We start from the raw sequence: 22,013 nt of genomic DNA, 5'->3' as shown, positions 1-22,013 counted from the left end.
CCAGGAAGTCCAGATGATCACCCCTCAAGCAACCCAGAAATTCGCCCTGCTCCGCATGCCTGAATGGTTCGGCGTGCCTGAGATTGAGACTCTGCCGGCCCCACCAGAAGCCTATCGGATCGTGGAAGCACAGCCTGGGTGGTTCGAGGTGCGCGGGCCAGGCGGCGCGCTGGTGTATAGCGGCCTGGGTCCGGTCCAGATTCTGGCGAACCACCATGTATGAAGATGACGACCCGCTGAACTGCCTGCACCCCACAGTGGTATGGCCATCGGGCTGGGCGGCGGTCTGTGGGCAGGAGATCCTCCCGCTGGCCCCGGAGTGCTACCGGGTTGTGCACACGGCTCCATGGTGGTCCATCGTCCTGGACCCGGAGGGCAATGTCGTGTACCGCGGCTTCGGGCCTGTCAGCGTGATCCGCTCGCCTGCGCCATTCTGATTCGGGTCACGGGCACAATGCCGGCCATGATCGACCCCACAAATCCGAAACACACAGTCCACCAGCGCGTCGTCGCTGGTTTTGCCGGCCACTGGAAAGCCCACGGCAGCGACAAGTACCCGCAGCGCTTCAGGTTGCCGCCTGAGGAGCTTTGGCACCTCGACAACATCATGCACAAGGGCGAACACCCGGGAATCATGTGGGGCGTGCCGCTCGAAGCTGACCCCACGACCCGGGGCGAGATGGTCGCAATCGACGGCTCAGTTGTGTCGATAGCGCCGGCTGACCCAGCGCCTGCGGCTTAGGCTCCAGCCGGGCGATTGCTCAACGGCCAGGGGTCCACAAGCCCGATGATCTTGTCCATCGCTTCGTGCACCGTGCCTCCGTCGGGCGGCAGGTAGTGCTGCACCACAGAAAGCACCTCGCCCAGCACCCGCTCCGCCTTGCTGGGGTCGTTGATGCCCGCCAGCTTGTCGCGCAGCCGGAAGCCCAGCAGCGGCCAGATCTTCTGCACTGCGTTCTCGCGCGCGATGCGGCGGCCGATGGCGGCGTCGAAGTTTTCGGGCGACGCGCAGGCCGACTCGCCGGTCACGGTGAAGCCGTTGCGCAGGCGCAGCACGCAGAAGGTCAGCAGGGCCAGGGTGCTTGGCACGTCGCCATGGTCGAGCGGATTCACGGCATCCTGGTGGCGAGCGCCCTGCTCGGCCGTAAAGAAGTGGATGCTCATGATTTCGTCCTCGATGTCCTGCGGCGTCACGCGCGGGGCGGTCAATCCCTTGGACTGGATTTCATCCTCGACGGACATGTCCACGCCTGCGGTTGCCACCAGGCCTTTCGCATCCATGTGGCCCAGCGGGTGCTTCGGATCAGCGCGGTATGCGCTCGTTGCCCATCGCAGCTCGGCCAATGACGCAGGGTCCGACTGGCTGGGCACCTGGACCTCAAGGTTGATCTGCGTGGCACAGAAAAGCAGGACCAGGAAAGCGCAGACGCCCACAAAGACGGGCAGCGCGGCGCCACTGGGGGACGCTCCGACGCTGTAGGCGGCCAGTGCCAGCGCGGCGCCCAGCACCGCGACGGCTGTGGCGATCATCTTGGGGGTGGTATTGAAGGTGAATTTCACGGGATTCTCCAATGTCCGGCAGCCGGCCGGTGCGGGCCGAACGGCTCAGAAATTGGCGATGCGCTCGCCGAGAACCGTGGACAGCTCGTGCATCACGTCCAGCTGGCGGCGCAGGCGGGCCTGTTCATCTTCGGGCAGCGTGCCGAAGATCGGGCTCTCACGGATGAAGGTGTCCAGGCGCGAGATTTCCTGATCCCGGTCCATCTTCTCGGCCAGCACGCGCTCCTGATGGCTGGCGGCCACGGGTTTTTCGCGCGCCGCTTCGACCTTGAAGAAGCCGCCCGCGCGAATGGTGTCCATGTTGAGGCGGATCGTTGCCACCGGACCATCCATCTCAGCGCGCAGAGATGCATAGGGCATGTCGGTAACGCCCTCCGAGCGCTCGATGCGAACTCCAAGAGGCTGCGCGGCTCCTGGCGCAGCTGCCTGGTCTGGCATGTCCAGTGCCACGCGGACAAAGCAGTCCTTGGCTTCCAGCAGCTTGCGCATGCCGGCGCTTTTCTCGGGGCCATCGGGCAGCAGGCTTTCCAGCTGGGCGGCCAGCAGGCCCAGGGGTTTGGCCACGGCCTGCAGCTTGGGAGGCAGATGAGCGTGGGCGAAATACTTGATGGTGGTGGATGCCATGTCGTCAGTGGTTGGGGGTGGTGCCTGCGGCCGGCAGGCTCGGGATCACGGGCCAGGAGGCGCCGAGGGTTTGGACATCAGCTGCGTGGCCTGCAGCCTTTGCCGCCATGTCCCCATACGCTGCGCGGCAGTCTTCAAATACGACTCCGAGGGCAGTGGCGTACTCAATGACGGCAGCGGGGGGAGCGCTGGCAAGTCGGCGGGCGGCATCTGCGGACTGCTCGCGCAGGCCGTCAGCAACAGCGAGCAGCTGGTCACGATCACGGCGCAGCAGCGCCTCGCGGTCACGGGCGGCATTGAGGGCTCCTTGGTATTTGGTGGCCACGGCCTTCTCGGCCTGGCGCACGCGGGCGTCTGCCGCGCGCTGTGCGGTGCTGGTGGCCAACTGCTGGGTAGTGGTTTCCAGCCGGGCCTCGGCCAGCTCGACGCCCAGGCGCGCGCCCTGGAACTGCCATGCCAACGCGGCGGCCACGGCGGCGGCGCCCAGGTGGGTGTAGAGCGCGGGGATCACCGCCCGCCCCTCCACCAGTACCACCACATTGCGATCCAGATCGGGCTCACGGCTGGGCCTCCATACACGCGGCGTGCCGCGCCTGTTGACGGGTCCAGACGCCGCGGCAAACCTTGTTGCCGGGCGTGCTGCAGTCGTAACGCCAGCGCTTCGGGCGGCCTGCCGCGTCCCACTGGTAGGCGCTGTAGCCCTGCAGCGGCTGGGCGCTGGTCATGTAGCGATAGGCCAGCAGCGCCTGGCAGGCCGGCGCGAACTGCCCGGCCAGCAGCCGCGTGCGCATGCGACTGGTGCGCCAGGCGCCTATGCCGTACTGGTAGGTGAAGTCCAGGTAGAGGTCGTATTCCGCCTGGTACAGGGCCACGCCCGGCAGGCTGGCCCTGAACATGGCTTCGTCCTTGGATGTGTGGCTGCGCACCAGCTGCAGCGCTCGCTCGCGGGTGATCGGTGGGTCCGACAACTGCACGGGCGTGCCGTCCTCGTAGACCGTGGAGCCATGCCCGATGGTCGGACGGTCGCCCTGCGTCGGGATGTGCGGCTCAGGCCGGAAGCCTTCCAGGCCCAGCGTGGCCAGCAGGCCGGCGGCCGATACCGTGAGCGCGGCAACGGCGGTGCGCGGGGCCTTGCTCACAACACCCCCATGTCGGTTGGAGAGTGCTCAGGCTCGTCGTGCACTGGCCGGAGCGGAATGCCGGTCTTGCGCATCAGCTCCATGCGAAGCGCATGCTCGGCTGCTTCCTCTTGCCGGCTGGCCGTGGCACGCCGGCTGGCCTCCCGCCTGTAGTACCAGTTCACCAAGGTGCCCAGAAGCGCAATACAAATGCCCAGCAAGCCTATGGCCTGGGAAGAGGCGAGCCAGCCGAGAAAGCCGACGACAGCCCCGCCGCCGGTGGTGCGACTGCCTGCCGTTGCGAGCGTGTCGAGGGTTTCAGTTTTCATGACCCCGATGATTCCGGGGCCGGGCCGCGCTGGCGAACCCTACACGGGGGCCGCAGGCCAGCCGGCCGCGACATCAATCTGCGACAGCGCCAGGGCGTCGTCGGCCACAGCCTCGATCTGGTCCTCGATGCGCTGTCGGGTGCCCGTCAGCAGGCCGTGAACTTGGCGGTATGCGTCATCCTTGGCCCGAATGCGCTCGGCCAGCACCAGGCGGTCCAGCCCGCGCGCCAGCGCTGCGGCGTCGATCCAGGGCGTGGCCGCTGCTGGGTCGGATTCAAGCGCCCTCGCCTCCTCCGTCTGCACGGGCCAGGATTCGCGCTCGCTCAGCGGGTATCCGGCTGCGATGACTTGCATGCGCCTGCGGTACTCGGCGGCCAGGGCCTGGCGCAGGGTCGCAGCAATTTCGGCTGCAGCCCGCATTTCAGCAGGTAGCGGCACGCCGCCGGCTGCGAGCCAGGCGCGGTATTCCACAGCATCTGGATTAGGCGGCAGGTCCGGGAAGTCGATCACAGGAATGGTGGTCCGTGCTCCGTCATCCCAGCGGATGACGAAATTCTCTCCAGTAAGCTGGTATTGCGTCATGAGTACTGGCCCCCAGTTGCCGTTGATCCGGCCGCGTTGCCGGGCAGGTAGCTTGCACCTGCGCCGAATGTGTCAATGACCGAGTTTGATTCGACTCGATATCGTGAGCCAGTCGCGGACCCAGAGAACGTGGTTCCTTGGACTTGCACGACCGAAGCTGCGGTGCATCGGGCAAATGCGTCGGAGAACGAAGGGCTGCCGGTCAGGGTGTACGTACCGCCAGGCACGTACACCCGCGAGACGGCACTGCAGGTAATGTGTCGCGGGGTGCTTCCCGTGATCGCGTTGTTTCCGGTCGACTGCATCCAGCCGCCATTCGCTGCTTCAACGTGGTACGACGAACATGAACCGAAGTCCATGTTGGCGTAGAAGAGACCGCCCCCGCGGATGCCGCGGATACCGCCGAACCCGGTGACCCTGAAACCGCGTGTTGTTGCACGAGCTCCGTCGGCGGCTTGGAAGCACGCACCTGTGGAGGACACCGCACAGTTGGCTGGTGTAGCGGTATCACCTACGATTTCCAGTAGACCGGCGCCAACCATGGTTGGGACCAAGACCGGGCCGGTATAAGCGCCGGCGCGCACTTGCACCGTCACCGTAGAGACCCCTGTGTCGATAGTTCCGACCACATCCATGGCGCGCTGGATGGTGGCGAAAGCCCCGGCCGCGTTGTCCAAGAGCCCGGTATTGCTGTCGCTACCATCCGTTCGGACGTAGTAGGTGCGCGCGGCCGTGAGCAGCTCGCGGAAAACGAGCTGATCCTGGGACGCGATGTCCTTGACATCTGTGCGGCGGCCGACGTGCTTCATGGAATCAGCCCGTGATGGTGGCCCGGTACTGGCCCGTTGTCGGCGCCACAGCGAAAGTCAGCTGTACCGTGTTCACACCGTTGGCGACCCAGTCACACAGCACGCCGGCATTCGTCGCGGTCTCCCGCACGCTGACCACCACGTCCTGGGTGTTGAGGCTGTGGGTCACGGTGATAGTCGTGGCCGTGCCATCGCCCACGGTGGCAGAGGCCTTGCGCGCCACCACGCCGGTATCCACCGCGATGACGCCGGCACTGATGCTGATGCCCAGTCCCGCCGTGTAGCTTGCACCGCCACCGACCTGGGCGAACGTCAGTGCCGTGGTGCCGATGGTGATCGGCGCGTCCGTGGTCATCAGCCAGACCTGGTTGCCTTGCGCCGTGCCCTCGGAGACAAAGACCGCAGCGCCCAGCACCTCGCTGGCGGCGTCGAAGTCCGTGGCCCGGGTCCAGGCGCCGGACGCAGCCAGGTAGACGCCATTGGCCGAGCCCGCAGTCTGGTTCTTCACCAGCACCCGGTCGCCAGCGATTACGGACACACCGTCAATGGTCTGGGCACCGGACAGCGTGATGTTGGCCGTGGTGGCTGCGCGTGCCGGCTCCTTCCATTTGTAGCCCTGGACAGCCGCATCCAGCTGGGCCTTCGTGACGGCATCCTGCGGGTTGACCGCATCGGCCAGGTTGATGACCCGGTTGCCCGAGGCGTCGAGGTTGTTCGTGATCTTCATGGCTGGGCCCTCAGTTGCAATAGGCGCGGCCGGTCAGCGGCACGCTGTGGGTGATCTGGGCAATGTCGGCGTCCACGTAGCGGACATCGGGGTAGAACTGCCCGCCGAGGTTGTCCACGACGGTGATGGAGGGGTGGCGCCCCAGGTTGTGGGCAACGGTCCAGACGGCTGCCGCGACGCTCTGGATGTGGGTGTAGGTCGCGCCAGCGCCGCCGCCGGGTGGCCCCTGAGGTCCAGGCGGGCCTGGAATGCCCCGGGTCACCACGACAGCGGGCGGCGCGGGCTGGCTCACGACTACCGTCTCGCCGTTCTCGCGCGTCACCACGACAGAGGTCTGCCGCTCGATGACAACGGCCGAGGGTGCTGACGAGACGACGGTGGTCACCGGGTGCCCTCCGGGTACAGGGCGAAGCGCAGCTCGTACTGCCGCTCCACGTCACCGCTGGGGCGAGTGACTTCGATCTGGCCGATGCAGGAGGACCAACCGGGCGCCATATCACCGTAGGCAAAGGCGCCCGTCTGCTCAGCCGTCATCAGCAACCGCAGCCAGGCACCATCCAGCTCTATCCCGCCGTTGGCCGTGCTCAACTCCAGTAGGACCTCCGGATCATCGATGTCGCGTCGCAACTGCATCCGCGCCGTGCAACCGGTGTAGTCCTCACGGGTGATGTCTGCATCTGGCACGGATGCGCCCGTGCAAGCGTCCACCAGCCGACCGCCGCACTCCTGACGCACCGAATAGGGCACGGTCACGCGCTCCAACTCCTCGCGGAAAGTGGCGCCCTGGTAGATGGGGAAGTTGAGGCATGCCGGCGTTGTCATGCCCTGCAGTGTCCCGACCAGTGCACGCGCAGGCGAACCCTAGCCGGGGGCGCGGCTCAGTGCATCACGGATTCAGGATCGAATCCCAGTCCGTCACATCCCGCTCGCTGCCGCTGTAGCTGCCGCTGGCCCGAATCTGGTTGTTCAGCGTCGTCACCATGTTGCCCAGCATGTCCACGATCTCCTGGCCGTTGACCATCTTGAGCTTGGCCACGTCAACAGCCACGTCGCTGATCTGCAGGGCGTCGGCCGTGCTCTTGTAGTGCCGCTGGGCTGCTTCCTGGGCCAATTGCGCCAGTCGGGCGTTGAACTGGGCTGGCAGCGCGTAGCTGCGGTTGTAGCTGTCGATCACGGCATCCTGGTCGCTGATCCATAGGCCCCTGGCGCGCAGCTTGTCGCGGAAGGCCTGGGCCGTCTGCTGGTGCAGCTGCTTGATGCGGTCCATGCGCTGGTCCAGCTCTGCACGCACCAAGCGCATCTTGGTCTCGCGCTCTTCGCGCAGGCGCGCGGCGTGGGTGGCCGCGATGGCATCGGCTGCTGCCCGGGTGCTTTCGGCGTGCAGGCGGGCAATGGCGTTGTGCGTGGCGCCCGGGGCGAAGCGGTGGCCGCTGGCGGCGGCGGCATCCAGCAGATCCCGCTCCCCGGCCCAGGCGTCCTTGCGAGCCAGCGCGAAAGCGGTGTCGCCGGCCACGCGGTCCACGCTCTCGATGTAGGTCGTGCCCACCGCAGAGGCCAGGGCCGACTGGATCCAGGCATCTGCATCGGCGCCAGCGTCCAGCAGACCCGGGAACAGGCCGTTGACCACGCTGCTGTAGCCCGTGAAGAACGTACCCACGGCCTGCTCGACGAACAGCGGCAGCTGGCCCACGGCCGGGCCTGAGGCACCGACCGAGGCCGAGCCCAGGGCCGTCAGCACGGCCGATAGGCTGTTGCTGTGCTTAGCCTTGGCGACCTCGGGTTCGCCCGGGATGCCATCGATGATCTGGGTGATGGCCGGGCCGATCTTGGACTGCATCCGGCCTTCGGCGTCCGTGATCATCTTGCCGATCTTGTCGATGGCGGTGTAGACGATGGCGGCCGACAGGCCCTGCATTGCGATGCCGGTGGTGGCCATGCTTACTCCTCGTAGTTCACGGTGTTGGATTCGGTGGCCTGCGAGTTCACCGACACGCCGGCACTGTTGAGCGCCGCTGCGGAGCCGGTGGACAGGCGGCGCAGGCGCTTGACCTGCTGCTCGACGTTCAGGCCGATGACTTCCAGCGCGCGGTCGTTCATGGCCTTGACGGTGCGCTGCGAGGCCGCGCTGCCGTCCTGGTTGGCCAGGACCTGGGCGTCCCAGCGCTGCAGCTCGGCGCTGGCCACCTGCATCTGGGCAGCGAGGGCCTGGTCGTCGCGGCGCACGCGCGTCAGGTACTCGTTGTTGCGGCCGAACACGTCGTACATGATGTTCATGCGCCCGAACACGAAGTCCATGGCCGTGTCCAGGGCGGCATTGCGCAGGCGCGCCAGCTCGGTGACGGCATCCACCAGCAGGCGGCGGCGCTCGGCTTCGCGGTCGGCTGTCATCTGGGCGGCCAGTCGGCCCTGGTACAGGTCCACCACGCCTCCGGCAACGGCCTGCAGCGCTTGGGCCGCGCCGGGCGGCACGGGCAGCCCGCGCTGGTTGAGTCCCCCCAGCACCTGCAGGCCCTGCTGTTGGGCCTGTGCCAGCCGGTGGTCCTGGCCGACATAGCCCACGCCGTCCTGGCCGTGCATGGTGGCGCGCAGCCAGTCCACGGCATTGCGCCAGCCCGGGCCCACGGGCGCCACGATGTCCATCACGCCCTGGAACTCCACGGCCCATTCGTCGGCCACCTGATCCAGCTGCCGGGCCAGGGCCTTGTCGTGCTGGGCCACCCAGGAGCCTGCATCCGCCGGATCGAATCCGCTGCTGTACTGCGGCAGCCGGTAGGCGCCATCAGTACGGGCGGGCGTGAAGGATGCCACGGGCGACTCGATGGCCTGGGCTTCGCCGTACTTCTGCAGCGCAATGCCCCAGGCACGGCCCAGCAGCTCGTCAAACAAAATCGCTGATGGCAGCGCGCGTCCATTGGCCATGGTCAGCCCCTCCCGATCCGGCGCTGGCCCGCGACCACGCCGAAAACAATGTTGTCCAGCTCGGCCGCGCCCTCACCCACAAGGTCGAAGGTGAAGTAGTTGGCAGCCAGGCCCCGGCCCGGATCGAAGCGCTGCACACGCTGCGCCGCATCCACGCGCCGCGCGCGGTAGGTGTAGGTCTGCTGGCCGTCGCCGATGCGCACATACAGCTGGCCCGTGGCCGAGACGCCGGCATGGACCGACTCCAGCCGCTTGATGGCCTGGCTGCCGAAGTCGTGCTTGCCCAGGCCTGCACCCCATTCGATGGGCAGGCCGGCATCGGTGGTGCCGCCCAGGCTGTAGACGCCATCGGCACGCACGCCGAACGGCCGGCCGCCCACGGTCATGAAGCTGTCGAAGGCGTAGCCCTCGTAGCGGGTGGAGGCGCTGGATTCGGTATTGACCACCCAGGCATGCCCGGGATCGACCAGCACAGGCTGGCCGTCCACGACCCGGAACACCAGCGCCCGATAGCGCTCCACGGCGCCCAGATGCTCGAGCACGCTGGCCACGATGGCCCCGGAGATCTCCGTCTCGGCCCCGCTGCTGATCTGCTCGTTCACGTCCAGCACCAGACCGGCCGCGCCCAGCGTCAGCGCGCCCGAGGCGCCCACGCGCTCGGCGATGACCAGGGTCACATAGCCGCTGGCCGTCAGCGCCAGATCGGCGCCCAGCAGGTCCTGCGCCCGCACCAGGTGGGTCAGCGCCTCCACATCGGACAGCAGCTGCAAGGGCGCCAGGGCCAGCCGGCCTTCGGCATGCCGGTCCTGGGAGGCCACGGTGAAGGCCGGGCCCAGGCGCATCTGGTAGTCGTGGCCCTGTCCGCTGATGATGTAGCCGTTGACCACGGGCGGCGGAACGAAGGCCGTGCCGATGGAGTACTGCGGGATCCAGGCGCCCTCTCCCACCTCGACCTCGGCCGTGGCCTGCAGGCGCGCCAGCGTGGGGTGCGCCACGGCGTCATTGCGTGCGTCCGATGCCCGGACCTGGGCGCCTGCCAGCCGCAGCGCGCCACGCGGGATGGGGTCGCCTGCCACGCGCAGGGGCTGCAGCCGCGCCTTGACCTGGGCCAGCGGCCTGTCCGCAGCGAACAGGTCCAGCGGCGCCAGGGCCAGCTGCATCCCCATGGGTTCCAGGGCCTGGCCCGCCGTCTGCAGGGGCGCCAGCATCAGCATGGCCGTGCCATCCTGCTCGGCCACACCGTCCTGCAGCCGGGGCGCGTCCACGACGTCATCACCGGCATACAGCACAGCATCGAGCACATAGGGTCCGGTCATCGCAAAGCGCCCCTTGTAGACGCTGACATCGTTCAGGAACCACTCGATGCGCCCGCCTCCGACCTGGGCGCGCACCGTGTCATTGCCCGTCATCGAGCCCACGCGCTGCAGCGTGACGCCGGCATGGCGCACGTTGACCTGGCCATCCCCAAAGAGCAGGCCGTACTCCACATTGGCGAACGATGAACGGCTCACGCGCGGAACCTGGCTGGCCAGGGTGAAGCCCACCACGGCGCCCACAGGCTTTCCGATCACGAAGGTGGCCGTGCCGATCCAGCTGGCCGGCAGCTCGCGCAGGCTGTGCGCTCCACCGTTCCAGCCGAAGTGCCAGTCGTAGGTGCGGCGCTCCGGGGTGGCAACCTTCGGCGGCCGCGCGGGAATAGCGGGCTGGGCGGGGATCACGATGCGCACGTTCTCGCGGCGCATGATCCAGGCGCTGGTCCAGGTCAGGGGCACGCGCTGGGCCTCGGCATAGTCGGATGTCTGCACGTAGGCCCAGACATCGCTGTAGTGGGCTGTCGCTGCGCTGAGTGATGGGTTGCCCACGCGCTCACGCAGCACATCCAGCGGCGTGCGCCAGGACACCAGACGTTCTCCGCCGGGCAGCTCCCGCTCCAGCCGCTGCATCTCATGCGCCCCGGCCTCGACCCGCACATCGCGCCATTCGTAGGTGACGCGCTCGGGGATGGCCGGCTGCCCCGGGAACCCCGGGTCCGCAGGCGTGGCCGGCACGAACTCGACCAGTTTCTTGTTCTTGATCAGCGCGTTACCCATTGGAGGGCTCCTTGGCGCGGTGGTCGGCCATCCAGGGCCGGCCGGGGTTCATGGGCAGCAGCTCGCCGTTGTCGTCGCGCAGGCTCAGCAGGGGGAACAGCTCGCCGCGGCTGTAGTCGAAGCGCGAGTCGTCGATGTCGTAGCCGCTGGAGCCGGGCAGCAGCTGGCCGTCCACCCAGGCCCAGTACGGCAGGCGCATGCTGAGCGCCGTGGCGCGCCAGCGCTTGCCGCCGTCGCGGCTGGTGTGCAGCTTCACGGCCAACGGCAGGATGGCGCCGGTGTCGTCGGTCTGGCGCGGGCCGTAGACGGGGATGGCCAGCGTGCGCTGGTCCAGCGCCACGACAAAGCCCACGCGCTGAGGCCAGGGCTGGGGCAGCATCCGCCGCTCCCAGGTGGCGCCGCCGTCATCGGAGACCATGAGCTGGGCCCGGCTGCCGGGATAGTCGATCACGCCCGGCGAGCCCTCGGCGTGGATGTACTGGGGATCGAACTGGACCCACAGCAGCGGCTTCCTGTCCACGCGCACGCCGCCGCCGTAGCCCACGGCCCAGTAAGGCGGGTAGTGCCGCAGGCCGCCGATCACATCGCCAGCATGCAGCCCTGCGCTGAACCGGCTGCCCGGGATGGTGCTGATGCGCGTGGCGCCGGCGCGGGTGAACGCATAGACCTGCACGCTGGCCGCATCGGGCGCGGGTACCAGACTGTCCAGCTGCAGCGCGGAGACCAGCAGCAGCGTGTCCTTGTCGCGCGGCACCATGGCGGCGATCACGGGCGCGGCGTTGCCATCCGTGATCCCGGTATGCGGCACATGGACCCAGGTGGCGCCGTTGTCATCGCTCCAGAGATAGGCCCAGCCCGCGCTGGCCGCGCCCTGGCTGCCGCCACCGGGCAGGCGCAGCGTGGTCATGCGCAGGGACAGCACCAGGGTCTGGGGCGACAGGCGCACCAGGTCCATCTCCACCGGTGCCATGTATTGGCCAGGGCCCACGGCCGCCGGCATGGTGATCTTGGAGGTCTGCACGCCATCGGCTGTGGTGCGTGTGCAGGTGAGGCGGTACAGGCCCGAGGAATCCGGGTGGTAGCTGTCCTCGGCCAGGCCATGTACGGCGACCAGGCTCAGATAGCTCTTGCCATCCTGCTTGGCCATGGCCGGCTCGGCCACGGCATAGGTGCTGCTGGGGTCGGCGCGCATGCTCAACAGCACGCGCCCGAACAGCAGGCCCGCATTGGCCGCATAGACCTTGCTCGCGTCGTACAGCTGATCGTCGTCTGCAAAGAAATCGATGGAGCGCGACCCCGGATCAAAGCCCAGTCCGCTGTGCACGCCGAACGAGAGCAGCACCTTGCCGCCGGCGGGCCGGTCCGGGTCCATGCGCACCAGCTCGACACCCGTGCAGCGGCTGACGCGGCGCACCGGCTGCGCGAAGCCATTCATCCCCGCGAAATACCGCGTGTCGCCGGCCGCAGAGACCTCGCGCACCAGCAGCACGGTGCCGTCGCCCAGGGAGAACAGCCGCCGCTTGCCGTTCTTGGTGGCATGGTCGGCCGTCTCCACGCGGGTCTCCACTCGGGTGAAGCGCGGCACGCGGGTCTGCAGCTTGGAAGCGGCCAGGTTGCCGAAGGACAGCGGCCCCTGCTGCTCGTCCAGCGCAGACGCCATGAGCTGCACCCGGGGCACAGCGTCGGGTGCTCCCGGGGCGGGCGGCGCCACGTCGTCGGGCACGGCCTGTGCATAGCCATCCGTCAGGCGGCGCGCGTCCGGCGGCTCCCACAGCGAAACCAGCTGCACGACCTCGCCACCCGTGCGCCGCAGCGTCACGAACTCGCCCGAGCGCTGCACCTCGCTGCCGTCGCGCCGGTCGGTCATGAAGGTATTGCCCACATCCAGCATGCCCTTGAGCGCCTGGTGCTCTGGCCCGCCGGCATCGCCCTTGAGGTCCTTGTGGATCAGCATCACACCTCCTCGCGCGCCAGCAGGAAGTCGGTCCAGAACTCGGAGGGGCCGCCTCCGCTGGTGCCGTTCCACCAGAAGGCAGCAAGGCGATCAATGCCGTTGAAGGCCCCATCGGCCTGCACACGGTCCGTCGCTGAAAGCGCATAGGGCCGCATCTCGTGCCACTCGAATTCCGTGCCCGCCAGTTCGGCTGCCGTGATCTCGCCCAGCAACACCTCGCCGTCGAGTACCTGGAAGCCACCGCCCAGGCTCACCAGGCGCAGCTCCTGCACCGTCGAAGGCACGTTGACCGGCTTGACCACAGCACCGGCCGCATCCAGATCGAACTCATGCACGCCCTCGTTCGTGTCCTTGTACAGCAGAGTGACGTCCGCCGTGACACTGACGGGCTCACCGGCCACCGTGACCTGGTACAGGCCCACGTTGATCGTGCGCACCAGCTGGGCCGGAGCGCGGACCTCGAAGTCCGGCGCCGGTGGCAGGCCCAGGTCGAGGAAGCCGCGCGACGGGTTGATCGCATCCCCGCTCCAGCCGAACGCCCAGTGCGCCGCATCGATCAGGTCCTGGAAGTCCAGGCCCAGGTAGGGATCATCGGCGGCCACCACGGCCACGAGCACGTCGGCCTGGGGCACCAGGGCCCCGGCCTCGTAGACGAGCGTTCCAGCAGCCATGCCCGCGCCCCCCGATCAGAACGCCGGCAGCGCGATGGAGAAGAAGTTGACGGCCTGCGGCGCGCCCACCGCCAGATCCACGCTGGTGATGTTCAGGTCCGCGCCCGCACGCGCGATGGTGCCCTGCAGACGGGGCTGGGTCGTGGAAGCCGCTCCGGTATCACCGGCTGCGGTAAAGCGGAAGAACCGCGCAGTGCCCGTCTCGATGACAGTGCCAGACCAGGCCTGCGAGGCGAGCTTCTCGATGAAGCCATCGGCCGCCGTGGTGCTGAGCGTCAGGCCCGCAGAGGTGCCGTCGCTGTAGATCCGGGCCAGCAGCTTGTGCACGACAGGGTCCAGCGCGGCGTCGGCCGTGGCCGGAATCGAGATCTCCGGGCAGCCGTACAGCTCCAGGAAGCCGCCATCCAGGGCCGCCTTGAGCGAGCCCGTGGCGAGCATGTGATTGCGAAGGCCGGTAGAGGCTTTGGTCGTCATGGTGATGGTCCTCGAGAAGGTCAGGAAGCGGTGGATCAGGAAACGGAGATGAACTGGAAGCCCGCCAGGATCTCCAAATAGAAGGCGGGATCGACGGCGCGCGCCACGGGCAGGCGCACGATGGACAGCAGCGCGCCGGTGTCCGAGCCCTTGCCCGAACTGCTGCTCACGAACACGCCGTTGACGGTCTGCATGCCGGTGAAACTGAACCGCGCCAGGCTCAGCTCGTTGCTCACGGCGCCGGCCGAGACGTTGCCCGGCACCCAGGCCTTGCGCGTCGTGCCGTCGTACTGCGTGACCTCGGTCACCAGCGTGGGCAACGTGGCGGCCGTCTCGGTGCCGTTGGGCACATAGGAGCCGGACCAGAGCCCGATGAACAGGTTGGCCGGCATGGCCGCGCCCTTGAAACAGGCGTTGGCGATCAGGTCCAGGCCTTCGCCCGGGACGCGGTTGTGCAGGCGCTCGCGCTGCACCAGCGCGTCGTCGGCGCGGCGCCGCAGCGCCAGGTCGTAAACAAAGCCGCAGGGAATGGCGTGGTTGGTGTTCATGGCTGGGCCTTTCGGACAAGCCGGGCCTGGGCATAGGAGCCCACGCCGGCCGAAGTGCTGGGGGATTGAGAGAGGGTGGCCACGATGGCGCGCATGCCGTCGGCCTCGCGGTACAGCGTTGCGCCAGCGCCCGAGGCCTCCATGGCGATGTGCTCGGCCTGCAGGTTGACCAGCGAACCGTCCGGCCGCGCCGAGACGATGCCGCGCGTGCTCATCCAGTGCGCGCCGTCCGTGCCGCCCGTGGCCGCGAGCCGATACCCGGCCTGCTGCTGCAGCGCCCCGTAGGGCAACACCGCGCGCATGGACTGCGCCGGCAGGCCGCCGGCCAGGAAATAGGTCTTGTCGGAGCAGACGAACACCCCGGCCTCCACGGCCGCGATGCAGGTGATCGACGCCGGAAAGATCTCGAAGCCCCGCGACTCGTCGCGCAGGCCCGGGGTAAAGGGCTCGCTGTAGATCAGCGCCGAGCCCACGGCCACCAGCAGCCGGCTGCCCTGGTAGGCAATGCTGCTGCCTGCAGGCATGACCGAGAACTGCACATCGCCCACGACCTGCGGCTGGGCATCGAGCCAGCGCGGCGTCGGGCCAGGCACGGGGTGGTAGGAGCCGACGCGGATGCCATCGGTGAAGTACACGGCCTCGTTGACCTCGGCATAGACCACGGGCGTGACCCGGCCGTAGCCCGCCGCGACCTGGGTGCGCGTGGTGGCGCCTGAGGCATCCACATCGATGCGGAAGATATCGCCGCTGTCGCAGTACAGGCCATAGGAGCCATCGAGCGGCGACCAGCCCGAATGGCAGTCCAGGCCCTGCTCCGCCAGCGCATACCCGGCCCGCGTCTTGAGCGAGCCCTGGGCCGTCACATCGACATTCAGCGCATCACGCAGCAGGTGGCCGGCGCCCTCGGGCAGCCCGAGCTTGAAGTCGGGTGCGCGGTTGTCCATTCCGAGGGGGAACGGGCCGATGGGCTTGGGGGTGGATGACATGGCCCGATGTTCGCGGGCCGGCGCTCATTGGTCGAACCCTCCTGGGGGGTCGTGCCGCGCCGCGTGGATTGCTTTGTCACGAGCGGGCTCATACGATCCCTTCATGCCCGGCATCATCTTCTGGCTGCTCGTGATCGCAGCCATCCTCTTCTTCAAGCTGACCACGCCCGCCGAGCGCCGCTCGATGATCGAGACCTACTGGCTGATCATCATCGGGCTCGGCGCCGTGGGCTTCATCTGGCAGTTCCTGCGGCAGGGCACGCTCAGTTCGTGAGCCCGGCCACGCGCTCGGCAATGGCGTTGCGGCGCTGCTCGATCTCGTTCAGGCGCTCGCGCTTGGCCTCCGCCGACAGCAAGCGATCCCCGTCGATCTTCTTCGCGCGCTGACCCAGTTCGGCCATCTGCTGCTTGGCGGCACTGATGGCCATGCGATTGCGCAGCTTCGGCCCTTCCTCTTCCTGGATGCTGCGCGCCAGCTCCACGTCGCCCGACTTGATCGCAGCCTGGTAGCTGGCCCAGGCCTGCTCCACATCCTTGGCCTGCTCGTACATGGTGGTGACGTAGCGGCTGGAGCCTGCGGGCAGCTCCTCGACGAAGTTGCCAGCCACGAAGGTGTCACGCAGGCGCATGGCCGGGCGCTCGCCCCGGTCGAGCATGGGGCGCGCGATGGCGTCCGTCGCACTGGTGCTGACCGTGGCCAACCAGCCGAAGTACCCGCGAAGCAGGAAGTCCACCTGTTTCGGGCTCAGGCCCGAGTACTCGCCCTTGGCCAGGCGCACCGGGTCCGGCAGACCCCAGGAGCCCAGCAGGCGCGCCACTTCCGAGGTGCGCTCGTTGTAGCGGTCCTGCGGGCGCAGGCGCTCGTCGGCCATGCCCTCGATGGCCCGGCCGCTGAAGCTGTCCTTGTTGGCGTAGACGTCCAGGAAGGGCTTGATGGCCTGTGGCGTCGGGTCCATGGCGAATGTGTTGAACACCATGTCGCTGATGCGCTGGCCGAAGCGTTTGCCCGTCATCTCCTCGCTCATCATCAGCTCGGCCGTTCGCTCGGCCACCGTGCCGATGGCACCCACCTCGAAGGGCTTGGGGATGCGGAAGGCCTTGTCGCCGATCTTGAACCACCAGAAGTTGTCCCGGTCGAAGTCCTCGCGCTTCTTCCAGTCGTCGTCATCGGCATAGGCGGCCAGCAGGCCCAGGCTGGCCATGGACACGGCGCCGGCCATGGCAGCGAAGCGGCGGGGGTCCTCGCCAGCGGCGCGGCCGAGCTTGTACAGGCCCTGCAGGCGCGCGTTCAGGAATGGCACGGTCTGGGCCAAGAAGCGCACCGTCTCCCATTTGCCGGACATGCTGAAGTCCATCAGGTCCCGGGCCTGGAAGCTGGCCTCGGCATGGCTCAGGCCCTTGGCGCGCAAGCGCTCGTACAGCGCTGTGCGATTCACGTTCTCCAGCCGGTCGCCGATGGTCTCGTAGGTTTCCCACAGAGAGCGCATCTGGTCCTTGAGCTTGTCGAAGCCCTGCTTGTCCAGCATCGTGCCGCCCAGGCGCTCGATCTTCCCGCGCAGCTGGTTGGTGTTCTCCTGCGTGCCGAACTTGATGATGCCGCCGCTGGCCAGCATGGAGGCATAGGTCTGGCTGTCCTTGGCCGTGGCCTTCCAGCCCTTGGCGACGTTCTCCAGCGGGTTGTAGCTCAGGTCGCTCTGCGCGATGGCCGAGAGGCTGTCGCGGATCAGGTTGCGGATCTTGAAGGTGGGGTTCACCGTCACGCCGAAGGTGAGCAGGCGCTTGAATGGCGCCATGGCCTTGACGATGCCCGGCGGCGTGTAGCTCATGGCCGAGATCGCATCGACCAGATACGGGTCCTCGACGGCCCAATGCTCGGCCACGCCCTCACGCATCACCTTCACGGCGCCCTTGGTGTCGGCGGGCACCTGGTAGGCCACGCCCATCTTCTCGGCCGCGTCCATGGTCTCCAGCGAGGCCCGGTTACGCGCGGCGGCGGCATAGAGGTGGCTCCAGTTCATGAGCGTGTTCTGCAGCAGGTCGGCGTTGAGCTGCTGCGTGCCGCCCTTGAGCTTCTTCCAGGCCTGCTGGTTCACCAGCCCGGAGCTGAAGCGCGGGCCGCGCATGCCGCCGTCCTCTTCCATGAGGCGGTAGAACGGCACATAGGGCTGGTCCTTCATGAGGTCGTACGCGGCCTGGTCGATCAGGCCAGAGTCCCGAGCCACCTTTAGGCTGGCCTCGTTGAAGGCATTCAGCTCCCGCAGCGCGGCGGCATATAGCGGCATGCGCGCCGTGCCATCGGCCATGCGGCCGGCATCCAGCGAGCGCAGGGCCGTGATGTCGCGGTCGGTCAGCAGGTTTTCCTTGCCCTCGGCCTTCAGGCGCTGGGCACGCTGGGCAGCCACCCACTGGAAGAATCGGTCGTGCTCGCCCTTGAGGCTGGCCAGCACGTTGGCGAAGCCTCCGTCCTTGATGTCCACGTCGGCCACGCCGTCGCGCAGGTAGGGCTTGCCGTACAGCAGCGCCGCCTCCACAGCACCGTCGCTGCCCTTGGACAGGCGCGCCAGGATGTAGGCCTTCTCGCTGATCTCCTTGATGGGGGCGAACTGGTCGACCAGACCCTGGCGCAGCCGCGTGCCGAAGTTCTGGCGCATGGCCTGCGCGCGCTCGGCCCAGGTCTGCTTCACCTGAACGCCGAAGGCATGCTCTGCGGCGCGGGCCTGCTCGGCGGTGTAGTCGCTGGCCGTGGGCGCGGCCGGCGCGGCGCGGCTGAACTGCACGTCCTGACGGGCAGGAGCTGGCGCGGGTGCCGGTGCAGCCGGGGCTGCGGCTGGGCTGGGCTTCTCCTGGGCAGTGGCAGCGCCGTCCAGCTCGCCAGCGAAGGCCGGGTTCTCCCGCTGCGCGATGCCGAAGGCCAGGTTCACCAGGTCCTGGCTGGCGAAGTCGCTGCGGCTGCCCGCGATCTTGGCCCAGACCTGGCGCAGCACCTTGCGCACCTGGTCCAGCCAGCGCGCCACCGTGCCAGGCTTGGCCAGGGCATTGGGGCGCACGCCCATCTCCAGTGCCACCTGCACTGCATAGGGGAACAGCTCCTGCGTGGACAGCTCCGGGCCGGAGGCCTGCACGCGGGCGGCCGCCTCGTTGTAGACCTGCCGCTCCAGGCTTCCCTCCGGCGCACTGGCCCAGCCGCCGATGGCGCCATGCAGCTGGTTCCAGCCCTCCTCGCCCAGCACCGCAGGCCCGTGCTTGTGCATCAGCTCGTGTGCCACCACGCCCAGCTCGTCGCCGGCCACGATGTGGTCGGAGATGATGAACACGGTCTTGGTGTTGGGATCGTAGAAGCCCTGGGCCTTACCGCCACCCTCGGCACCCATGGCCACGGGGCCGATCAGCGGCTCCCAGTTGGCGCGGATGTCGTCCGAGGTCGTGACCACGATGCGGCCCAGGCTGTTGGGCAGCATGCCCATGCCGCCGACCAACTGGTTCACGGCCTGGCGCACAGAGGCGTTCGTGGCGGCGGAGACCGGCGGACGCAGTTTGCGGATGGCCTGGGCCAGCTCCTCGGGCATGTTGCGGCTGAACTCCGGGGCGCCGCCGGCGCCAGAATTGCGGGCCTCGACCGACTGCGCTAAACTGAGCGCGTCCTCTGTAGAGCGGCCCGGGGTTACACCGCGGGGCTGCGCGAGGGTTGCTCTAGGGTCAGCATCGCTGGCTATCTCGCCGACCCACTCCCGCTGCAGGGGATTTTTTGCGTCCAGGCTCACCCCATCTTCGCGGGCAGCAGCCTCCAACCACTCCCTCCCAGGCATGTTCTCGTTCAGCTCAACCGCCTCCACGGTGTAGAGCGGACTGTTGCGGTCCTCGCGGGCGCTCTCCTTGACCGTGAGCTTCACGAGCTTCGAGCGGCCATCGACTTCCATAGGCGCGAAGAAGCGGTGCACCCCTCGAATATTGGGGTCGTCACTTCGATCCGGCTTGCTCCAGCCATACGTGGCGCCAGCAAAAAGCCGGTCGGCGTTTGCGACTGCCATGGAATGAATGCTGGCAGATTCCGACTTCCCCACGGCCTTGCCGCTCAGCATCTTGTCAATGCTGTTGCGGGACACCACCGCCTGCAGGCCCGTCTGCCCATTCGTCAGCGGCTGGCCCTGGAAGGCCCTGGCCGCCAGGCGCGCCTCGGCGAACGTGGTGGCGCGGCGCATGGCCGGCGGCTGCGCAGCAGCGGGCGCCGTTCCTTCGCTGTCAGGCCCAGGGCCGCGGCTGAACTGCAGGCTGGGCTGCTGCTGGCCGGCACGCGCCGCATCAGCGGCATCCACCTCGGCCAGGATCTGCGCCAGCCTCTTGCCCTTGGGATCTATTCCCAGACCCCGGGCCACGCGGCCGGCAGGTAGCGCGCTGGATCGCCAGTTGGCCGGGCGGGCTTCTGTTGCCTGCGCTTGTCCTTGCGCGCCTGGCGCCGGGCCGCCTTGCGCGCCATTGTTGAGAGTCGTGGTGCTGGCATTCGTCAGACCTTCCTGCGCTGCAGCAGCACCAGCAGCCGGCGCGCCTGGCGCTCCAGTTGCTTGCGGAGATTGCGCGCCAGCTTGCTGGGCTTGATCGGCTTGCGGGGCAAGGGTGGCTCCTATGGTTTGAGTCAGGGGGCCAGGCCCAGCGGCTTCCAGGGCGCCGGGTCCGGTCGAGGGAATGGCTGCTGGGGCGGCCATGGCGGCAGCTCGCGCCTGGGCACCTTGGGCATTTGCAATCTCCTGGGCTTGCAGCGCGGCCTGCTGGGTGGCGTCGAAGCCGGCATCCACGGCCATGGCCGCGCCGCGCGAGAGCGGGCCGTCTGCTGGGTTGATGCCCATGCGCTCGGATGGGCGCTGCAGCGGGCGCTGGGGAATCAGCGCCTCCATGGCGGCGTTGTCGGCGAAGGGGTCCACCGCTGGCGCGCGGTCGGCCGGCAGCGGCGCAGGCTCGCCCACACCCCGGAAGCCCATATAGGCGTCCACCATACGGCGCACGCGCTGCGTCTCGGCGGTGTCCAGCGGCTGCTCGTTGATGCGGGCCAGGCCCTCGTTCAGGCCGCCCAGCACCTGGGCCGTGTTGTCGGCGCCAGCGTCCAGGAGGTTCTGCAAGCCGGAGAGGATGCGGCCTGTGCGCACGCGGGCGTCCACGGCAGCAATGCCGGCATCCTCGCTGGACTGCTGGAACTGGCCCTGCAGCTGCACGCCCATGGCATCGGCCGCCTGCAGCCCGGCGTCAGGGGCTGGCGCACCAGCAGGATCAGCACCCACGTTCTGGGCCAGCCAGGCGTCTTCCATGGCATCGCGCACCGTGTCCACCGTCTGCTGGGTGGAGAACTGCGTGCCGCTGCGCACGGCGGCCTGGACTTCGCCCAGGTAGTCGGGGCCTGGCGCAGGCTGCTGGCCGTCGTCGTAGTTCTCCCACCAGCGGCGGGCCTGCTGTGCGGCTGGGTCGTTCACCTCGCGGATGGACTGACCCATGATCCTGGCCCGGGCTTCCTCTCGCTGGTCCTCGGGTAGGTTGGCCAAGTAGCTTTCCACCTCGCCCACACGGCCGACGCTGCCGTCAGGGAAGGAAATCAGGCGCTCGGGCGGCTGGTTGCCCAGCAGCAGCGGGGCCTGCGTGGCGGCTTCCTCGGCGGGGGGCTGCTGCTCGCCCTGCTGCGGCTGCTGGGCCCGCGAGTGCCCACCCGTCAGCAGCGATGTGCCGGCGCCCGTGACGCCGCCCAGGGCCGCGCCCATGCCGGCAGCCGCCGCCACGCCCTTCGAGGGATCGATGCTCGGGTCGAACGGCATGGCCGCCCGCTGGCCCTCGTACTGGGTGACGCCCTCTTCCAAGCCTTCCTGCGCTGCCTCGCTGGCCCCGGTCTTCAGGGCGCGCGCTGCAGCACCACCGGCAAAGCCTTTGCCGCCGGCAAGCAGCCGCTCGGCGCCGAAGGCACCGCCAGCACCGCCGATCACGGCCGGCAGCACGCTGGCACCGCGCGCAGCAGAAATAGCCTGATCCTCCGTGGCGCCGCCCTGCTTGGCCAAGTCGTAGGCCGTGCCAGCAGCATCACCACCAGCCATCGCAGCACCGGCAGCAACGCCGCCCGCGCGGCCCGCCGTCTCCACTGCCTTGCCGGCCAGTCCGCCGGCACGGGCCGCCAGTCCGGCACCCTTCACCGCCAGGCCCGGCGCCACGAACGAGCCCGCGGCCTGAGCCGCAGCCAGCAGCGGGTTCTGCGCCACGTACTTGCCCACGGCCGCCAGCTCGCCGCCGACACCATCAGCGTCCTGCACCTCCTGGCGAAACTGCTGCTTCGAGGCCTTGACCACGTCGCTCTGCGCCGCCTCGCCGGCCTGGATGATGTTCTTGTCGATCCAGCCCGAGACGTCGTTGCCGGGCTTGACGAAGTTGGCCGCAGCAGAGACGCCGCCCGCCGCCGCGTTCGCTGCCTCGATAGCCGTGTCGTTCAGGACGGAAAGGGGGTTGCGGGACTTGGGTTTGGGCGCGCCATCACCTACAGGCGTCGAACCCTGCTTCCACCAGTCGCCACCGGATGCAGCGGAATCAACGGGCGTGGAGCCTTGCTTCCACCATTCATTGCTTTGTGCCATGCCCCCAGTGTTCCCACGCAGGG

The 22,013-nt window shown here is 68.4% G+C and carries 22 protein-coding genes; 3 read left to right on the top strand and 19 right to left on the bottom strand.

The genetic code is table 11. The features are described 5' to 3' along the window. Nucleotides 1-13 precede the first annotated feature (13 nt). Together ACF8ML_RS20540 and ACF8ML_RS20535 are read left to right on the top strand one after the other, a co-directional pair. The gene (locus tag ACF8ML_RS20540) at nucleotides 14-223 is read left to right on the top strand and encodes a hypothetical protein (protein ID WP_082254810.1); all 210 of its coding nucleotides are present in this window, start codon (nucleotides 14-16) and stop codon (nucleotides 221-223) included. Nucleotides 224-463: 240 nt separating this feature from the next. Further along, on the top strand, nucleotides 464-742 hold the full coding sequence (locus tag ACF8ML_RS20535) for a hypothetical protein (protein WP_392407836.1): 279 nt from the start codon (nucleotides 464-466) through the stop codon (nucleotides 740-742). Here the strand turns inward: ACF8ML_RS20535 and ACF8ML_RS20530 are convergent. The 18 genes from ACF8ML_RS20530 to ACF8ML_RS20445 all read right to left on the bottom strand — a co-directional run bounded on the left by ACF8ML_RS20530 (nucleotide 739) and on the right by ACF8ML_RS20445 (nucleotide 15,391). Continuing rightward, nucleotides 739-1,560, bottom strand: coding sequence for a Gp49 family protein (locus ACF8ML_RS20530; protein WP_392407835.1), 822 nt, complete (start codon nucleotides 1,558-1,560; stop codon nucleotides 739-741). The genes ACF8ML_RS20535 and ACF8ML_RS20530 overlap by 4 nt on opposite strands. A 45-nt stretch (nucleotides 1,561-1,605) precedes the next feature. Then, nucleotides 1,606-2,184 (bottom strand): hypothetical protein, encoded by a 579-nt coding sequence (locus tag ACF8ML_RS20525; RefSeq protein ID WP_392407834.1) that lies wholly within the window; start codon nucleotides 2,182-2,184, stop codon nucleotides 1,606-1,608. A gap of 4 nt (nucleotides 2,185-2,188) precedes the next feature. After that, entirely contained in the window at nucleotides 2,189-2,722 is a 534-nt protein-coding gene (locus ACF8ML_RS20520) for a hypothetical protein (RefSeq protein WP_392407833.1), read from the bottom strand. A gap of 19 nt (nucleotides 2,723-2,741) precedes the next feature. Then, the gene (locus tag ACF8ML_RS20515; protein ID WP_392407832.1) at nucleotides 2,742-3,323 is read right to left on the bottom strand and encodes a glycoside hydrolase family protein; all 582 of its coding nucleotides are present in this window, start codon (nucleotides 3,321-3,323) and stop codon (nucleotides 2,742-2,744) included. Further along, complete coding sequence (locus ACF8ML_RS20510; RefSeq protein ID WP_016450008.1) at nucleotides 3,320-3,631, bottom strand: holin; 312 nt, start codon at nucleotides 3,629-3,631, stop codon at nucleotides 3,320-3,322. Before ACF8ML_RS20510 ends, ACF8ML_RS20515 begins: the two co-directional genes overlap by 4 nt. A 39-nt stretch (nucleotides 3,632-3,670) precedes the next feature. Continuing rightward, nucleotides 3,671-4,213, bottom strand: coding sequence for a hypothetical protein (locus tag ACF8ML_RS20505; RefSeq protein ID WP_392407830.1), 543 nt, complete (start codon nucleotides 4,211-4,213; stop codon nucleotides 3,671-3,673). Continuing rightward, nucleotides 4,210-5,022 (bottom strand): hypothetical protein, encoded by an 813-nt coding sequence (locus ACF8ML_RS20500; RefSeq protein ID WP_392407829.1) that lies wholly within the window; start codon nucleotides 5,020-5,022, stop codon nucleotides 4,210-4,212. Before ACF8ML_RS20500 ends, ACF8ML_RS20505 begins: the two co-directional genes overlap by 4 nt. 4 nt (nucleotides 5,023-5,026) lie before the next feature. Further along, nucleotides 5,027-5,749 (bottom strand): head decoration protein, encoded by a 723-nt coding sequence (locus ACF8ML_RS20495; RefSeq protein ID WP_392407828.1) that lies wholly within the window; start codon nucleotides 5,747-5,749, stop codon nucleotides 5,027-5,029. Between the two features lie 10 nt (nucleotides 5,750-5,759). Continuing rightward, nucleotides 5,760-6,134, bottom strand: coding sequence for a hypothetical protein (locus ACF8ML_RS20490; protein ID WP_392407827.1), 375 nt, complete (start codon nucleotides 6,132-6,134; stop codon nucleotides 5,760-5,762). Continuing rightward, a complete protein-coding gene (locus ACF8ML_RS20485; protein ID WP_392407826.1) occupies nucleotides 6,131-6,571 on the bottom strand; it encodes a hypothetical protein in 441 nt (146 codons plus the stop codon). The genes ACF8ML_RS20490 and ACF8ML_RS20485 overlap by 4 nt, the downstream gene beginning before the upstream one ends. A 64-nt stretch (nucleotides 6,572-6,635) precedes the next feature. Beyond that, a complete protein-coding gene (locus tag ACF8ML_RS20480) occupies nucleotides 6,636-7,685 on the bottom strand; it encodes a hypothetical protein (RefSeq protein WP_392407825.1) in 1,050 nt (349 codons plus the stop codon). 2 nt (nucleotides 7,686-7,687) lie between these two features. Further along, nucleotides 7,688-8,668 (bottom strand): hypothetical protein, encoded by a 981-nt coding sequence (locus ACF8ML_RS20475; protein WP_392407824.1) that lies wholly within the window; start codon nucleotides 8,666-8,668, stop codon nucleotides 7,688-7,690. A gap of 2 nt (nucleotides 8,669-8,670) precedes the next feature. Next, the gene (locus tag ACF8ML_RS20470; protein WP_392407823.1) at nucleotides 8,671-10,758 is read right to left on the bottom strand and encodes a hypothetical protein; all 2,088 of its coding nucleotides are present in this window, start codon (nucleotides 10,756-10,758) and stop codon (nucleotides 8,671-8,673) included. Further along, on the bottom strand, nucleotides 10,751-12,712 hold the full coding sequence (locus ACF8ML_RS20465; RefSeq protein ID WP_392407822.1) for a hypothetical protein: 1,962 nt from the start codon (nucleotides 12,710-12,712) through the stop codon (nucleotides 10,751-10,753). Before ACF8ML_RS20465 ends, ACF8ML_RS20470 begins: the two co-directional genes overlap by 8 nt. Further along, a complete protein-coding gene (locus ACF8ML_RS20460; RefSeq protein ID WP_392407821.1) occupies nucleotides 12,712-13,383 on the bottom strand; it encodes a hypothetical protein in 672 nt (223 codons plus the stop codon). The genes ACF8ML_RS20465 and ACF8ML_RS20460 overlap by 1 nt, the downstream gene beginning before the upstream one ends. 15 nt (nucleotides 13,384-13,398) lie before the next feature. Continuing rightward, nucleotides 13,399-13,857, bottom strand: a complete 459-nt coding sequence (locus ACF8ML_RS20455) for a hypothetical protein (protein WP_392407820.1) — start codon at nucleotides 13,855-13,857, stop codon at nucleotides 13,399-13,401. A 35-nt stretch (nucleotides 13,858-13,892) separates the two neighbouring features. Then, nucleotides 13,893-14,405, bottom strand: coding sequence for a hypothetical protein (locus ACF8ML_RS20450; protein ID WP_392407819.1), 513 nt, complete (start codon nucleotides 14,403-14,405; stop codon nucleotides 13,893-13,895). After that, complete coding sequence (locus ACF8ML_RS20445; RefSeq protein WP_392407818.1) at nucleotides 14,402-15,391, bottom strand: hypothetical protein; 990 nt, start codon at nucleotides 15,389-15,391, stop codon at nucleotides 14,402-14,404. The genes ACF8ML_RS20450 and ACF8ML_RS20445 overlap by 4 nt, the downstream gene beginning before the upstream one ends. Before the next feature lie 103 nt (nucleotides 15,392-15,494). On the opposite strand from ACF8ML_RS20445, the gene ACF8ML_RS20440 reads away from it, so the two are divergent. Then, nucleotides 15,495-15,665, top strand: a complete 171-nt coding sequence (locus ACF8ML_RS20440) for a hypothetical protein (protein ID WP_013802118.1) — start codon at nucleotides 15,495-15,497, stop codon at nucleotides 15,663-15,665. On the opposite strand, the gene ACF8ML_RS20435 is transcribed toward ACF8ML_RS20440, so the two are convergent. Further along, the gene (locus ACF8ML_RS20435; protein ID WP_392407817.1) at nucleotides 15,655-21,990 is read right to left on the bottom strand and encodes an LPD38 domain-containing protein; all 6,336 of its coding nucleotides are present in this window, start codon (nucleotides 21,988-21,990) and stop codon (nucleotides 15,655-15,657) included. The two genes, ACF8ML_RS20440 and ACF8ML_RS20435, sit on opposite strands and share 11 nt — an antisense overlap. Nucleotides 21,991-22,013 lie beyond the last annotated feature (23 nt).

This window comes from Delftia sp. WSY_10, assembly GCF_043104705.1.
In the GTDB taxonomy this organism is placed as follows: domain Bacteria; phylum Pseudomonadota; class Gammaproteobacteria; order Burkholderiales; family Burkholderiaceae_C; genus Comamonas; species Comamonas tsuruhatensis.
Note: the sequence above shows the minus strand (reverse complement) of the source record. Positions and strands in the feature narration are given on the sequence as shown.